The organism is Thioclava sp. FR2 (genome assembly GCF_051200875.1).
GTDB lineage: Bacteria > Pseudomonadota > Alphaproteobacteria > Rhodobacterales > Rhodobacteraceae > Pseudotabrizicola.
On the sequence record NZ_CP195191.1, the window covers coordinates 952940 to 968512 of the forward strand.

14 protein-coding genes are annotated in these 15573 nt (G+C 59.4%); 7 read left to right on the forward strand and 7 right to left on the reverse strand.

The annotated features are described in order from the left end of the window. Positions 1-7: 7 nt before the first annotated feature. The gene (rarD, locus tag ACSBLW_RS04590) at positions 8-931 is read left to right on the forward strand and encodes an EamA family transporter RarD (RefSeq protein WP_435259055.1); all 924 of its coding nucleotides are present in this window, start codon (positions 8-10) and stop codon (positions 929-931) included. Here rarD and ACSBLW_RS04595 read toward each other — a convergent pair. After that, entirely contained in the window at positions 888-1358 is a 471-nt protein-coding gene (locus ACSBLW_RS04595) for a hypothetical protein (RefSeq protein ID WP_435259056.1), read from the reverse strand. The two genes, rarD and ACSBLW_RS04595, sit on opposite strands and share 44 nt — an antisense overlap. Before the next feature lie 86 nt (positions 1359-1444). Here ACSBLW_RS04595 and moaA point away from each other — a divergent pair, with 86 nt between their 5' ends. Further along, complete coding sequence (gene moaA, locus ACSBLW_RS04600; RefSeq protein WP_435259057.1) at positions 1445-2452, forward strand: GTP 3',8-cyclase MoaA; 1008 nt, start codon at positions 1445-1447, stop codon at positions 2450-2452. A 100-nt stretch (positions 2453-2552) separates the two neighbouring features. Here moaA and ACSBLW_RS04605 read toward each other — a convergent pair whose 3' ends face one another. The 6 genes from ACSBLW_RS04605 to argE all read right to left on the reverse strand — a co-directional run bounded on the left by ACSBLW_RS04605 (position 2553) and on the right by argE (position 9419). Beyond that, the gene (locus ACSBLW_RS04605; protein ID WP_435259058.1) at positions 2553-3416 is read right to left on the reverse strand and encodes a LysM peptidoglycan-binding domain-containing protein; all 864 of its coding nucleotides are present in this window, start codon (positions 3414-3416) and stop codon (positions 2553-2555) included. Between the two features lie 10 nt (positions 3417-3426). Continuing rightward, positions 3427-4083 (reverse strand): rhodanese-like domain-containing protein, encoded by a 657-nt coding sequence (locus ACSBLW_RS04610; protein WP_435259059.1) that lies wholly within the window; start codon positions 4081-4083, stop codon positions 3427-3429. Positions 4084-4354: 271 nt separating this feature from the next. Continuing rightward, entirely contained in the window at positions 4355-5521 is a 1167-nt protein-coding gene (locus ACSBLW_RS04615) for a M20 aminoacylase family protein (protein ID WP_435259060.1), read from the reverse strand. Positions 5522-5626: 105 nt separating this feature from the next. Beyond that, the gene (locus ACSBLW_RS04620; RefSeq protein ID WP_435259061.1) at positions 5627-6871 is read right to left on the reverse strand and encodes an Hsp70 family protein; all 1245 of its coding nucleotides are present in this window, start codon (positions 6869-6871) and stop codon (positions 5627-5629) included. Between the two features lie 59 nt (positions 6872-6930). Then, positions 6931-8262, reverse strand: coding sequence for an NAD(P)/FAD-dependent oxidoreductase (locus tag ACSBLW_RS04625; protein WP_435259062.1), 1332 nt, complete (start codon positions 8260-8262; stop codon positions 6931-6933). Continuing rightward, positions 8259-9419 (reverse strand): acetylornithine deacetylase, encoded by a 1161-nt coding sequence (argE, locus tag ACSBLW_RS04630; protein ID WP_435260041.1) that lies wholly within the window; start codon positions 9417-9419, stop codon positions 8259-8261. Before argE ends, ACSBLW_RS04625 begins: the two co-directional genes overlap by 4 nt. A gap of 208 nt (positions 9420-9627) precedes the next feature. Here argE and ACSBLW_RS04635 point away from each other — a divergent pair, with 208 nt between their 5' ends. From ACSBLW_RS04635 to ACSBLW_RS04655, 5 genes are all read left to right on the forward strand, one after another. Further along, entirely contained in the window at positions 9628-10647 is a 1020-nt protein-coding gene (locus ACSBLW_RS04635; RefSeq protein ID WP_435259063.1) for an ABC transporter ATP-binding protein, read from the forward strand. Beyond that, a complete protein-coding gene (locus ACSBLW_RS04640) occupies positions 10640-11698 on the forward strand; it encodes an ABC transporter ATP-binding protein (RefSeq protein ID WP_435259064.1) in 1059 nt (352 codons plus the stop codon). Before ACSBLW_RS04635 ends, ACSBLW_RS04640 begins: the two co-directional genes overlap by 8 nt. Next, positions 11698-13398: a peptide ABC transporter substrate-binding protein gene (locus ACSBLW_RS04645; protein ID WP_435259065.1), complete on the forward strand. Its 1701-nt coding sequence runs from the start codon at positions 11698-11700 to the stop codon at positions 13396-13398. The genes ACSBLW_RS04640 and ACSBLW_RS04645 overlap by 1 nt, the downstream gene beginning before the upstream one ends. Before the next feature lie 83 nt (positions 13399-13481). Further along, positions 13482-14489, forward strand: coding sequence for an ABC transporter permease (locus ACSBLW_RS04650; RefSeq protein ID WP_435259066.1), 1008 nt, complete (start codon positions 13482-13484; stop codon positions 14487-14489). Beyond that, positions 14482-15399 carry an ABC transporter permease gene (locus tag ACSBLW_RS04655; protein WP_435259067.1) on the forward strand — a complete coding sequence of 306 codons (918 nt, stop codon included), beginning with the start codon at positions 14482-14484 and terminating at the stop codon, positions 15397-15399. Before ACSBLW_RS04650 ends, ACSBLW_RS04655 begins: the two co-directional genes overlap by 8 nt. Positions 15400-15573 lie beyond the last annotated feature (174 nt).

A 15573-nucleotide genomic window follows, 5' to 3' on the forward strand; every position in this document is an offset into this window, starting at 1 on the left:
CGGGGCCATGACCCAAACCACCGCACCCACAAACGAAGACAGCCTTTCCGGCTTTGTATATGCGCTTTCAGCCTATCTGCTTTGGGGCTTCTTGCCGCTTTACATGAAGGCCTTGGCGCATGTGCCGCCAACCGAGGTGATTGCACACCGCATTCTGTGGTCATTGCCCATCGCGGTTGCCGTGCTGTGGTACAGGGGCCGGACAGATGATCTGAAAACCGCGCTTCGATCGCCCAGAATGCTGGCGATGGGGGCCGCTACGGCCACACTGATCTCTGTCAACTGGGGGATCTATGTTTGGGCCATCGGCTCTGGCCACGCGATGGAAGCCGCGCTTGGTTACTACATCAACCCGCTTTTCAGCGTGCTATTGGGGCGGCTTTTACTGGGCGAACGCCTGCATCCGGCGCAATGGGCGGCCATTGCGCTGGCCGCAGCCGCAGTGCTGCTTTTGACGGTCGAGGCGGGCAGTCTTCCCATCGTCGCGCTGTCTCTGACGCTGACATGGGGATTCTACGCCTATCTGAAAAAGTCGCTCCCGATTGGGCCGAACCAAGGCTTCACACTTGAAGTGGCCCTGCTCACACCCTTTGCCCTTGCCTATATTGCTTATGCTTGGGTCACGGGACAAAGCCACTTTGCCCAAGGCGTCAGCACGGATACGGCGCTTTTACTCGGCTGCGGTGCGGTAACCGCAATTCCGCTGATGCTTTACGCCAATGGGGCCAAAGGCCTGCGCCTTTCGACCATCGCCATGATGCAATATATCGCGCCGACCATGATCTTCCTGTCGGCGGTCTTCCTGTTTGGCGAGCCATTCGGCCAAGCTCGCGCCATCGCCTTCCCGATGATCTGGGCGGCCTTGGCGATCTTTACCGCAGCGATGCTTACTGCGCGTAGACAGTCACTTCGGGCAGGTCGGTCAAGTTAAGCCCCAAGGCACGAAACGCAGCCAGGGAAAGCTGTGCGCCAGAACTGCCGGGCAAAAGATCGACAGCAACCGACTGGCCACCAGCCGTCACCACGCGCCCCTTACCTGCTGCGCTGACCAATGTGGTGCGCAACCAGATACCCGGTTCAGTCGGGCTACCGAGGCTGACCACCACTTTGCCCAACTCCCGCTCAGCGGCAGAGGCAGGCGCCGCCAAGGCTTCGGCCTTTTCGGCGGCGGTGGTCGTGTCCAGGGCAGAGGCGGATCGCCCTTCGCCCAAGACGATTGGATTGGCCGGGGGCGGTGCAACCGCCTCGGGCTCGGGCGCGACCGCAGCCGCTGGCGTTGCGTCCGTACGGGCGCGATCAAGCACCGAACAGCCCGAGGCTGCGGCTACGATCATGAAAAAGGGAACAAATCTACGCATGACCAGCACGATAGTCTGCCCCTTCCTTCCCTGCAATGGTTGCTTCATCACTAGACAGGAAACGGGCTGCGTCCTACCTTGACGGAATGGAACAGACACCGCTCATCGACCCCTTTGCCCGCCCGATCTCTTATCTGCGGGTCTCAGTCACGGACCGCTGCGATTTTCGCTGCGTCTATTGCATGGCGGAAAACATGACCTTTCTGCCAAAGGCCGATCTTCTGACCTTGGAAGAACTTGACCGGATGTGTTCCACCTTCATCCGTCTCGGGGTGCAAAAGCTACGGATCACGGGCGGCGAGCCTTTGGTGCGCAAAGGCATCATGACCTTTTTCCGCCAGATGTCACGGCATCTGGAAAGCGGCGCCCTGAAAGAACTGACCGTCACCACCAACGGCAGCCAGCTTCGCAAATACGCAGCCGAACTGGCCGATTGCGGTGTAAAGCGGATCAATGTCTCGCTGGACACGCTGGATGCCAAGAAATTCGCCGACATCACCCGGTGGGGCCGCCTCCCGCAAGTGCTTGACGGGATCACCGCAGCCAAAGAGGCAGGCTTGCGGGTCAAGATCAACGCCGTGGCTCTAAAGGGTTTCAACGAGGACGAACAGTTCTCGATCACCGAATGGTGCGCCCGCGAAGGCCATGACCTGACTTGGATCGAAGTGATGCCGATGGGCGATCTGGGCAACGAAGACCGGCTTGACCAATATTGGGCACTGTCAAATCTGCGCGAACGCTATGCCAGCCGCTACACCCTGACTGATCTGGCAGAACGGACCGGCGGGCCGGCGCGCTATGTGCGGCTGGAAGAAACCGGTCAGAAAATCGGGTTCATCACGCCGCTTACACATAATTTCTGCGAAAGCTGCAACCGGGTTCGGCTGACCTGCACGGGCGAGTTGTTCATGTGCCTTGGCCAGGAAGATATGGCTGATCTGCGTGGCCCGCTCCGCTCTGCCCCAACGGACGAGCCGCTGGAACAAGCCATCCGCGCCGCGATTTCACGCAAACCCAAAGGCCATGATTTCGACTATTCGCGCCAAAAGGTAGCGGGTCAGATGTCCCGCCACATGAGCCATACAGGCGGCTAAAGCGTTTTGCGTTTCTATTGATTGAATAAGTATCGGAATGCGAACGAAACTGGTGCGAATTCCGATTCAACGTAAACGCAAAATCGCTCTGAACCAAAGTCTACAGCTTTGACAGCGATGGAATGACCAGCTTTTGCCCGGTGCGAATGTCATTCGGGCTGCGGATGCGGCCAGTATTGGCCGACAGGATGTCAATGTACTTCGATGCATCCCCATAAAAACGCAGAGCCAAGGCACCCAGCGAGTCGCCCGGAACAACCGTGTAAAGCAGATCTTCCGTGGCAAGATACTGCATCATGGCCGTGCCTGCGGGCGTTACATCCGGCAAGGGCGCATCACCCTCGCCAATCCCCGGTCCTTCCTCTTGGGCATGGGCCACAATCGAGGCCAGCAGAACGGCCGTATCGACCCGGCCTTCCGTCGTGACAAGACCGGATGGGGCCTCAGCAACACCTTTGCCCACAGCCTCGTTCACCAAGGCATCAATATAGGCATCGGTCTGACCATCGACCAAGGCCTGCGCCACCAGCCCCACAAGGGCGGCTTTGTCCTCACCAGCAGCATCGCCGGTGCCGCGCAAACCCTGAAGCGCCTTGATCGACATGGCCGCAAGCGCCTCATCCTTGGCCGTGGGTTTTGGCGCCCGCACAGCCTCTTCCGCAGCGCCATTCAGATCCGCCAGAATGGCAGCCGTCATTGATGCAAGATCGGTCGTGCCCGTTACGACGGGCCGTGGCCTGACCTCTGGCACGGTTTCGGGCTGCGAAGCTACCGAAAGCGTTGCCTGAACGGCTGTAGTCAATGCGGCTGAAGGTTCAGTCAACGGCGCAATCTCTGCCTCTGGTGCGGCACTGGACACCAATGGTTGTGCAACATCGTCTGTCCCATTGAACCCCGGAATTCCCGCAATCCCAACGGCGACAATGATCGCTAATGTCAGATAGGCTAAACCAAGACGGATCATGTGGCGCTCCTCAACCTTCAATATTCGGTTTGACCACGGTCAGGCCCAAAAGCAGCCAATCCTGCATCCCGCCGCGGTAGTAAAAAAGTTTCTCCGGCGGAAAACCCGCCTCGGTCAAATAACGGATGGCGCGAGGCGACTGGTCGCACCACGGCCCGTTGCAGAACATGGCCACCGACATCACCGCACTGAAATCCAACGTCCCATCGGCCAAGGGCTTCGCCCCAAGCGCTTTCAGGATCTCCACCCGATAGGGATTCTCAGGGGCCAAAGTTGCAAAGGGCACATTTACGGCACCGGGGATCGTGCCCTTCGCGTTCCATTCAGGAAGTCGACTGTCGATCAAGACACCTTTACCGGAAACCACCTGATCACGCAGAAAGTCGATCACCTCCAACTCACCCAAAGTCACCACGCCCGGTGCGACCTGCATCGGGTGAATACAGAACGGCGGACAGGCGCGGGAGGTTTTGGAAAATTCGTCGTCAATCCGGGCGTCTTGATCCTGATTGCGCGCGATCGTTATTGTCTTTCCTGAAATCACCATTTCAACCGCGGGCAGAGCTTCGGTGATCCCGACATCTTGCGCAGCAACCGGTGAACCTAGGCTAAAAATTACAAAGATGCCGGCCCCGAAAAGGGACCGCACCAAAAACGGCTTCAACATATAGACCCCCCAAGACGTGACCGCCCCGCTAGTTGCAACATCCGGCAGAAGGATGGGGCGCAGAACCAGTCACCAACTATATGTGGTTATCTGACCAGACTCGTCAAACCGCTTCTGCCTTTTGGAGAGGTTCAACTGCGAATTGCTACAAAAACGGCGCAAGATAGCGGACAAATTCTCGCCGGTGCCTCGTTGAAGGGGCACGAATTGAAACGGGGGGCGCAATGCCCCCCGAATCACGGTCCGGTTGAGTGAACGGCCCTCGCTGCAGTCACGCTGCCGGCATACGCGCTTCGGCCATACCGGCGTACCAGCTTGACCCAAAGGGAATCGCGTTGTCGTCGAAGTTATAAGCCGGGTGGTGCACCATCGCGGTGTCACCGTTGCCAAGGAAGATATAGGCCCCCGGTCGCGCATTCAGCATGAAGCTGAAATCTTCCGCCCCCATCAGCGGGGCCGTGTTGGTATCGACTTTGCCTGAAACCGCATTGGCGACGTTGATCGCATGTTCGGTTTCCGTGTCGGAATTGATCGTGACCGGATAGCCGCGCTGATAGTTCACCTCGGCCTTCGCGCCCAAAGCGGTGGCCACACCCGCACAAACTTCGGAAATCCGACGCTCGACGAAATCCTGAACGGCCGGGTCCATCGTCCGAACCGTGCCCTTCATCTTCACGACCTGCGGAATGACGTTATGCGCGGTTGAATCCGTCTGCACGGTGCAGACGCTGACCACAACCTGCTTCATCGGGTCCACGTTCCGGCTGGCGATGGTTTGCAGCGCCACGATGATTTGCGCCGCAACAACCGTGGTGTCGATACAGTCATGCGGTTTCGCCGCATGGCCGCCCTTGCCCGTGACCGTGATGTCGAACTGATCAGCCGCCGCCATGATCGCACCCGGGCGAATGGCAAACTGGCCAACCGGAATCCCCGGCATGTTGTGCATGCCGTACACTTCCTGAATGCCCCAGCGATCCATCATCCCGTCATTCACCATCTCGCGGCCCCCACCACCGCCCTCTTCGGCGGGTTGGAAGATCAGAACGGTGGTGCCGTCAAAATTGCGCGTTTCTGCCAGATACTTGGCCGCCCCCAAAAGCATCGCCGTATGGCCGTCATGGCCGCAGGCATGCATCTTTCCCGGCGTTTTCGAAGCATAGTCGACGCCAGTCTGTTCAATGATCGGCAGCGCATCCATGTCGGCACGCAGGCCGATCACACGGCCCGACGTATCCGTCTTACCTTTGATCACCCCGACAACGCCGGTGCGTCCGATCCCTTCCACCACTTCATCGCAGCCAAAACTCCGCAAGAGTTCGGCCACCTTTCCGGCCGTCCGGTGGACATCAAATAACAGTTCGGGGTGTTCATGGAAATCGCGCCGCCAAGCGGTGATCTCGGGCAGAAGCTCGGCAAAGCGGTTCTTCACGGGCATGGTCGTCTCCTTGATCTGATGGCGCGGATGGTGGGCCGGAACGCCGCCAGCTTCAAGACCTTGCCGCCCCCAAGGATGACGTTTTCTGACCCTTTGGTCAGAAATTCAGCGGAAACGCCGTACCGCCTCCAGCGCAAGGCCCGTCCCGACGCTGGCCAGATTGTCGCCGCGGGCAATGCGCGCATTCGGCAAACTCATCGCCACTTCGGCATTCAGTCGCGGCAAGGCCGAAGAACCGCCCGTCAGGAACACTGTCGCAATGGCATCGGGCTTCAGCCCCGCCATCGCCAGAACGCTGCCGATGCGGTCGCGAATACGGCCCAAAGGCGCCTCTAACGCCGCTTCAAGCCCCGCCCGCGTGGCCATCGGATTCGGCCCGCCCGTAAAGGGGCGCAGCATCAGCCGGATCGCCTCCTCTTCCGAAAGGCCAATCTTTGCCCGCTCAACCTCCATCGCAACCGCATGACCATAACGGTGCTCCAGAACATGCAGCATCCGATCCAGCCGTTCTGGCACGTCGATATCCAGCCGCATCGCCTTCATATCGGCCATGACCTTGTCGCTATAAAGGGTGTTGATCCGGTGCCATGTCGCCAGATCAAGATAGTAATGGCGCGGCATGACCCCCTGCCCGCCCTTGGTCGAAGACAAGTAGCCAAGGTCCGGCATGACCTCGGCCAAGGAAAACGCCCGGTCAAAATCAGTGCCACCCACGCGAATCCCGTCATTGGCCAAGATGTCGGCTGATCGGTCAGCATGTTTCGCGCGGTCCGGCCCGACGCGCAGAACCGAATAGTCGGACGTCCCGCCACCGATATCGACGATCAGGACAAGTTCTTCCCGCGTCGAGCGGGTTTCGTAGTCCAGTGCGGCGGCAATCGGTTCATATTGAAACGACACATCCCGAAACCCCAGATCTTTGGCAATCTCTGCCAAGGCATCCTCTGCGGCCTGATCGGCGGCGGTATCATCGTCCACGAAATGCACAGGTCGCCCCAGAACAACCTGCGTCAACTCGGTTCCTGTCACTTCCTCGGCGCGCGTTTTCATATGCCGCATGAACCGGGCCAGCACATCCTTGAAACTGACGGCCCGCGCCCCAACCCGCGTGCGCTCATGGATCAGACCAGAGCCAAGCGTCGATTTCAGCCCGCGCAGCAGACGCCCGTCCTCGCCGTCAAGATAGGCAGCGATGGCTGCCCTCCCAAAGCGTGGCGCACCGCCATCTGCCTCCCAAAACACCGCCGACGGCAGCGTGACCGAACCGTCTTCCAACGCCACCAACTGACCGCCGATGCCCAAAGTCGAATTCGACGTGCCGAAATCCAGCCCACAGGCAACCGCGCTCATCTTGCTTCTCCGTGACGAAAGCGCGCTGTCTAACGGCCCGCAGCACAGAGGTAAAGGCGTCAGAGGCTAGGGCCCAAGCGAACCGTCGACCCATCTGTAAACCGCGAAAAGCGGAACCGCCGCAAATCATGACCGGTGGCACGCCCACGCACCAGATCAGCGACGACCCGCCCCATTCCGGGCCCGATGCCAAAGCCATGCCCGCTCATGCCCGTTGCAATGGTCAGACCAGAAAGCGGCGCATGGTCCACGACAGGCACCACATCCGGCATCGTGTCGATCATCCCCGCCCAAACAGCTTTCAACTTCGGTCGGCCCAGTTGCGGAAAGGCGCGGGCAAAACTGTCCTGAACCCGGCCAATCGTCGCCATGTTCGGCGCGGGGTTCAGCACGCGCATCGCCTCAAACGGGCTTTCCGCTGTCCAGCGCCGAGGCGTTCCCCAAGCATCGGGAAAGCCCTTCGGCGCCATAGGCCGGAAATGGGTTGATCGGAAATCCTGTTTCAGAACAGTCAAGTATCGGCCAAAGCTGCGAAAGGCGTCTGGTCCGATAAAGAAATCATGTTCTGCCCCCGGCGCGATGGAATAGCCCCCATCAGCCCGCCGCCGAAAGGCGAAGTCTCCATCGGCTGCCGCCCCGGGAAAGATCTCTACCATTGGCTCGGTTGCGGCCACGCTGGCCAGAACAGCAAGCTGCGGAATCGCGATCCCATGCGACGCCAGAAACAACCGCGACCACGCCCCCGCCGCGACGACAACCCGCTCGGCCCGGATGATCCCCTGTTCTGTGACCACACCGGTCACTTTTCCACCCGCGACATCCAGCGCCCGAACCGCACAATTTTCAACCAGCGCAGCCCCCGCCTCTGCCGCCAGTTTGGCCAGCATCGGCACCGCGACCCAAGGCTCGGCACGCGCGTCTGACGGCGTGAACATCGCGCCTTTCCACGCATGGGACGTGCCGAGCAGCGTTTCAACTTCGCAGCGCGCCATAAGCCGCGTGTCCAAGCCATGCGATTGGGCGATCTTCAGCCAAGTCTCATGGCTTTCCAGATCACGGTCACTGTCCGCCAGATAGACAACCCCCGTCTGGCGAAAGCCCAAGCCTTCGCCCAACCGCTGGGACAGTCCTTTCCACAACTGCATCGATTCGATCATGATCGGCAGTTCTGCCGGATCACGCCCCTGCTGGCGCACCCAGCCCCAGTTGCGGCTGGACTGTTCAGCCGCAATGCGCCCCTTTTCCAGCAGAACGACACGCTCGCCCGCCTCGGCGAGATAAAATGCCGTCATCACCCCGATGACACCACCACCAATGATGACCACATCGGCCGCCTCCGGCGCGGGGCCCGGATAGTGAATCGGGGTCGACAGGCTGATCGGAAAGGTCATGCCAAGTCAGCCAAAAGCTTTTCCATGAAACTCTTGCCGGCATTGAACTCGGAAACTTCCAGATATTCGTCCGCCTGATGCGCCTGCGCGATATCACCCGGCCCACAAACGACCGCCGAATAGCCTTCGGCCTGAAACTGTCCGGCCTCGGTGCCATAGCTGACCACATGGGTCGCATTGTCGCCCGTCAACCGACGAACTTGCGTCTCGGCGGCACCTTCGGTTTCGGGCACCAAGGGTGGAACGTCAAAGAAGCGATCAAGATGAATGCCCGCCTCGGGGCGCACGGCCTTCATCGCGGCATCAAGCCGGGCCACTTCTTCTTCCCAACGCGCATACCAGGCTTCTGGCTCTTCCCCCGGCACGATGCGGAATTCCATGACAAATTCGCAATCACCTGCGGTGATGTTATGGGCAGTGCCGCCCTTGATCATGCCGGAATGCAGGGTGGTGAACGGCGGCCTGAACAAACCTGCCACCGCCGTCACCGGCTTGGCCGCGTTCTCGGCGTTGCGGTCATTCAGCCAGCAGATCAGCCGCGCGGCTTCCATGATGGCGCTGACGCCTTCGGGCAGCAGCGAAGAATGAACCTCAAAGCCTTTCACATGAACCCGATAGCCCGCGCCTCCCTTGTGGCCATTCACGCATTTCATCCGACTCGGCTCGCCGATGATCGCCACCGCCGCTTTCGGAATCACACCCTGCATCGCCTTGATCATCGGCGGCGCGCCGGTACAGCCGATCTCTTCGTCAAAAGACAAAGCCAATTGCAGCGGGCGCGACACATTCCGCCGCTTGGCCTCGACCAAGGCCCAGATCGCCAGCGCGTCGAACCCCTTCATGTCACATGCACCGCGCCCATAAAGTCGACCGTCCTTTTCAACGACGGTCCAAGGGTCAGTCGCCCAGTTCTGGCCATCGACCGGCACCACATCGGTATGACCGGACAAAACGACCCCGCCATCTACCTCTGGACCCACATGCGCAAAAAGCGCCGCTTTGGTGCGATCTTCATGCCAGTAGCGATGGGAGACGATTCCGTGGCTGGCCAGATACTCTTCAACCCAATCAATCAGCGGGAGATTGGTTTCACGACTCACCGTCGGAAAGGCAACCAGCCGATCCAGTATTTGCCGCGCCGACAAAAGTTCAGCCACTGTCATCCCTCAACTTCCGCATCCACTTCGGCGCAAACCTGCGCCGCAGGACGGGGGAAGGTCAAGCCGCCTTCGCATGACGCAAGGTCAGGGCAAAATTCCCGGCTTGCGGCCTTGGAAAAAATCTCTAACATTTGGTCAAATAACCGGGTTGGCACGACCAAAAAACCGGAAAATAAAAGAATAACAATGCACTGGGGAGTGTCATATGGCCGATGGGGCCGCGCCCGTCCTTGATGTGAAGGGCCTGAAAACCGTATTCCGCACACGCGGAGGCGAGGTTCATGCCGTAAACGACGTTAGCTTCCACCTGCGTCCCGGAGAACTTCTGGGCGTGGTCGGAGAAAGCGGCTCCGGCAAGTCGGTTACGATGATGTCATTGATCCGTCTGTTGCCGTCTCCACCCGCCGACATCCGCTCGGGAGAGGTTTTGCTGAATGGCCAAGACATCCTGAAGCTGGATGAAGATGGCCTGCGCAAAGTTCGGGGCGCAAAGGTTGGTTTTGTTTTCCAAGACCCGATGACCAGCCTGAACCCGGTGTTCACCGTCGGCAATCAGATCATGGAACCGCTGCGCCGCCATATGGGCATGAACAAGCAGCAGGCCGAGGCGCGCGCCGTCGAGCTTTTGGAACTTGTCGGCATTCCCGATGCCCGCAGACGCCTGTCCAGCTATCCGCACCAGTTTTCAGGCGGGATGCGCCAGCGGGTGATGATCGCCATCGCTTTGGCCTGCGACCCGGATGTCCTGATCGCGGATGAACCGACAACCGCCCTTGATGTGACCATTCAGGCCCAGATCCTTGAACTGGTCAAAGACCTGCGTCAAAAGCTTGGGATGGCGATTGTCTGGATCACCCATGACCTTGGCGTCATCGCCGGAATCGCAGATCGCGTCATGGTGATGTATGGCGGGCAGGTCGTCGAACAGGCCCCGGTGAAAGATCTGTTCGGCAATCCGCAACACCCCTATACACGCGCGCTTTTGAAAACCATTCCGGCGCTGACGGGCGAACGCGAAGACCGCTTGCAGATCATCGAAGGCCAACCGCCGATCCTTGGGGCCGCGCCCAGCTCTTGCCCATTCCGCGCCCGCTGCACCCATGCTTTCGACCGGTGCGAAAAGGAAAATCCGCTGCGTCGGGCAATAGATGGTTTGCCGCTTGGGCATGGCCACGATGTCGCCTGCCACTGGACGCCCCCCTCGGCGGAGACTGCCAATGCTTGATGCCCGCCCCGCGAAGTCGACCCTCGTTCAGGTCCGCGACCTGAAGATGTATTTTCCCATCTATACGGGCCTTTTTCGCCGCCATACCGGCGATGTAAAAGCCGTTGATGGCATCAGCTTCGATATTCTTCAGGGCGAAACCCTTGGGCTTGTCGGTGAATCAGGCTGCGGCAAATCCACAGTGGGCCGCGCCTTGCTGCGTCTGTACGAACCCACGGCAGGCAGCGTTGTGATCGGCGGCACCGACATCGCATCCTTGGGGACCGAAGCGCTGCGAAAAGCGCGTCCGCAGATGCAGATGGTGTTCCAAGATCCGCAGGCCAGCCTGAACCCGCGCATGTCTTTGGCCGATATCATCGGCGAACCGCTGAACGAACACACCGACTGGGATGCACAGAAGAAGCTGGCCCGCATTTACGAATTGATGGATGCCGTCGGCCTGAACCGCAAATTCGCTAATCGCTATCCACATGAATTCTCGGGCGGTCAGCGTCAGCGTATCGGCATTGCCCGCGCGCTTGCCCTGAAACCGAAATTCATCGTCTGTGACGAACCGATCGCAGCGCTTGATGTGTCGATTCAGGCGCAAGTCGTTAACCTGCTGGAGGATTTGCAGGACGAATTCGGCCTGACATACCTTTTCATCAGCCACGACCTGTCAATGGTGCGCCATATCGCTGACCGCGTGGCCGTGATGTATCTGGGCCGCATTGCTGAACTCAGCCCGCGTGATGCGCTTTATTCCCGCCCGCTGCATCCCTATGCCGAGGCGCTTTTGTCCGCCGTTCCGGAACCCGACCCAAGCCTTGCGCGACGCAAGGAACGGATCATTCTCAAAGGTGACGTGCCATCCCCCGCCAATCCGCCGAAAGGGTGCAACTTCTGCACCCGCTGCCCGCGCGTGATGGACGTTTGCAAACAGGTGAAACCGGAACTGGCCGAAGTCGAGCCGGGCCGGTTCGTGGCCTGTCACCTTTATTCCAATACCACTGCCGCCGGGCCAACCGGCGCGTTCGAGGCCAAAGAGCACAACCAACAAGGAGTGTCATAATGAAAATGAAATCAGCCCTTCTGGGCGCGGCAGCTGTGCTGGCCTTCGCGCCAGCGGCATTTGCCGAACGTGGCTCAGACGGCAACGTCAAAGTCCTGTATTCTCAGGCCGTTTCGATCATGAACGCCTATCTGTCTTCGGGCACGAAAGACGTTGAAGTGGGCAGCCTCGTGCTGGAACCGCTGGCGGGCTTTGATAATGAAGGCACCGTGTTCCCGCGTCTGGCAGCCGAACTGCCAAGCGTCGAAAATGGCGGCATCGCCGAAGACTACACTTCGATCACATGGAAGCTGAAAGAAGGCCTGCTCTGGTCTGACGGCTCGGCTGTCACCGCAGATGACGTGGTCTTCACCGCTGAATACTGCATGCATCCCGAAGGCGGCTGCGCCCAAGCCGCACGCTATGAAGGCGTGTCTTCGGTTGAAAAGATCGACGATCTGACCGTCAAAGTCAGCTTCTCGGCTCCGAAGTACAATCCGTTCACCGCATTTGTCGGTGCAACCTCGCCAATCCTGCAAAAAGCCCAGTTCGCCAACTGCCTTGGTGCCGCTGCGCCAACCTGCACCGACGCAAACTTCAAGCCGATCGGCACCGGCCCGTTCATGGTCACCGATTTCAAGGTGAACGACACCGTTGAACTGGCAGCCAACCCGAACTACCGCGATCCGGCCAAGCCCGCTTTCGCTACGCTCTCGGTCAAAGGCGGCGGTGACGCAGCCTCGGCGGCCCGCGCCGTCATGGAAACCGGCGAATTCGACTACGCCTGGAACACCCAGATCAACCCGGAACTTCAGAACCAGATGAAGGCCGGCGGCAAGGGCCAGTTCGTTTCTGGCTTCGGCACTCTGGTCGAGCGGATCGAAATGAACATGACCAACCCTTCGGCTGATCTGCCGGAAGGTGAGCGTGCAACCGCCAAGCATCCGCACCCGTTCCTGTCCGACCTCCGCGTCCGCAAGGCTCTGTCGATGGCCATCGACCGCGCTCTGCTGGTGGAAATCGGCTATGGCGAAGCCGGTCGTCCGACCTGTAACCTCGTCCCGGCACCGATCATCTATGCGTCTGACAACACCGATTGCTTGACCCAGGATATCGAAGGCGCCAAGGCACTTCTCGAAGAAGCTGGCTGGACCGTGGGCGCCGATGGCATCCGCGAAAAGGACGGCATGAAGCTGAAGGTTCTGTACCAGACTTCGGTCAACCCCGTTCGTCAGGACTTCCAGGCTGTCATCAAGGGCTGGTGGAACGAGATCGGCGTAGATGTCGAACTGAAGTCGATCGACGCAGGCGTCTACTTCGGTGGCGACCCAGGTTCGCCGGACACCTTCCAGAAGTTCTACGCTGACGTCGAAATGTATGCCAACAACTTCGACGGCACCGATCCAGAGCCTTATGTCGCTCAGTATACCTGCGAAAAGGCTCCGAAGCCGGAAAGCCAGTGGCAGGGTGAGAACATCAACCGCTTCTGCGACCCAGCCTATGACGCCTTGGTTGCTGAACTGCTGCAAACGCGCGAAATCGAAAAGCGCGCCGAGCTGATCAAGAAGATGAACGACATGCTGACCAAGGACACCTACACGGTTGTTCCGCTGGTTGACCGTGGTCGTCTGTCGGCACACTCCACCACCCTCGGTGGCGTTGTTCTGAACGTCTGGGATTCCGAACTGTGGAATGCTTCGGATTGGTACCGGATCAAGTGATCTGACCTCTTCGCAGGGGGTGGCCATGCTGCCCCCTGCCCCTTTCCCCTTTTTCGTAGACTGCTGACCAAAGGCATCGCCCCATGCTCACCTACACGATCCGTCGGCTGCTTCTGGCCATCCCGACGCTTCTGTTCATCAGTCTGGTGATCTTCCTGCTGGTAGATTTTGCGCCGGGTTCGCCCGCCAGCCAGATCCCTCTGACGGTTCCGCCGGATGTGCGGATGAAAATTCTTGAATCCATGGGTGCGAACGACCCGGTTCATGTCCGCTATGCTCTTTGGCTGAAACAGTTTTTCGTGATCGAACCCTTGGTCTGGTTCGACGGAACCTTTGGCACCACCTATTCCGAAGGCATGCAGCGCATCCTCTCGTGGCAGTCGCGCAGCCCCGTCTTCGACATCATCGCCGAGCGTATGCCGCAGACCCTGACCGTTGTCGGTTCTTCCTATGTCCTCGGCGTTCTGATCGCCCTGCCGATCGGGATCTACTCGGCCTACCGCCAGTATTCGTGGTTCGACCAATTGGGCACCTTTATCGCCATGGTCGGCTTCTCGGTCCCCACCTTCTTTACCGGCCTTGTCCTGATTCTCGTCTTTGCGGTGAACCTGCAGTGGTTCCCGTCGATCTATGACACCAGCCTTCGCGTTACCGACTGGTCTAGCTTCGTCAAACAAGTCCAGCAGATGGTCATGCCGGTGATGGTGCTGGCGCTGTACAACGCTGCCCAGATCAGCCGCTACATGCGGTCCTCCATGCTGGAAAACCTTGGTCAGGACTACGTCCGCACAGCCCGCGCAAAGGGCATGACAGAGCGGATCGTTGTCCTGAAACACGTCTTGCGGAACTCGATGATCCCGGTTGTCACCGTCATCGCGCTTGGCATTCCCACCATCTTTGGCGGGGCCATCATCACCGAACAGGTGTTCCGCGTGAACGGGCTTGGCGCGCTTCTGATCAACGCCATCCACGGCTCTGATTTGCCCATGGTTCAGACCCTGACCTTCATCTTTGCCGTGCTGATCGTGCTCTTCAATCTGGTCGCCGATATTCTTTACGGCATTCTCGACCCAAGGATCCGCTATGACTGATATCAGCATGGAAAAACCGCGCAGCCAGTGGGCGGATGTCTGGTCCCAGTTCAAGACGCATAAAGGCGCGGTGATCGGCCTTGTTGTGTTCAGCCTGCTGATTGCTTTCGTCTTCATCGGGCCGCTCATCTGGACAAAGGATCCGACCTATATCAACCCGAACGCTGCCGAGATGATAAAGGGCCGCAACAAGCCGCCAAGCTTTGCCAGCCCCCTTGGCACCGATCAGCTTGGCCGCGACATGCTGGCCCGCATGATGAAAGGCGGTCAGGTCTCGATCGCCGTTGGCCTTGTGGCCATGACGATCTCGATCTTCCTTGGAACGCTTGTCGGCGTCATGGCGGGCTACTTCAAGAAACTGGACGGCCCGCTGATGCGGATGACCGACTTGTTCTTGGCCCTGCCCCTTTTGCCATTGCTTCTCGTCATGGTTCTTCTGTTCCGCGATCCCTTGTCCGCGGCCTTCGGGCCAGAGGGCGGAACCTTCCTGCTGATCGTGACCGCCATTGGCGTGACCAGCTGGATGCAGGCCGCTCGCGTCGTTAGGGGCGAAGTTCTGGCGCTGAAAGAACGGGAATTCGTGCTGGCTGCCCGCTCCATCGGTACGCCATCGCGCCGGATGATCCTGCGCCACATTCTGCCAAACGTGGTCTCGCCAATCATGGTTGCAGCCACCTTGGGCATCGCCTCGGCCATCATCACCGAATCCGCGCTTTCCTTCCTTGGGCTTGGCTTCCCGCCAGATTTCCCAACATGGGGCCGCCTTCTGTTCGATGGCGCGGAATACATCCAGCAATATCCTCAACGGGTGATCTGGCCGGGTGTGGCGATCTCGCTGACTGTCTTGTCGGTCAACTACATCGGCGACGGTCTGCGCGACGCTCTTGACCCACGCATTCGTGGTCGCTGAAAAGACATTCACGATTTGCAATTGCGCCCATTTGCGCCTATGTCGGCGTAAATGGGCAGGAACTGGCGGTTTCCACCGGCTTCTGCTATACGGTCGGTCATTGAAACAAGTGTAGATCATGTCCCTCGATCAGACTTCACAGCCGTCGCAGTCTCCCTCCGCCCAGTTGGAAGA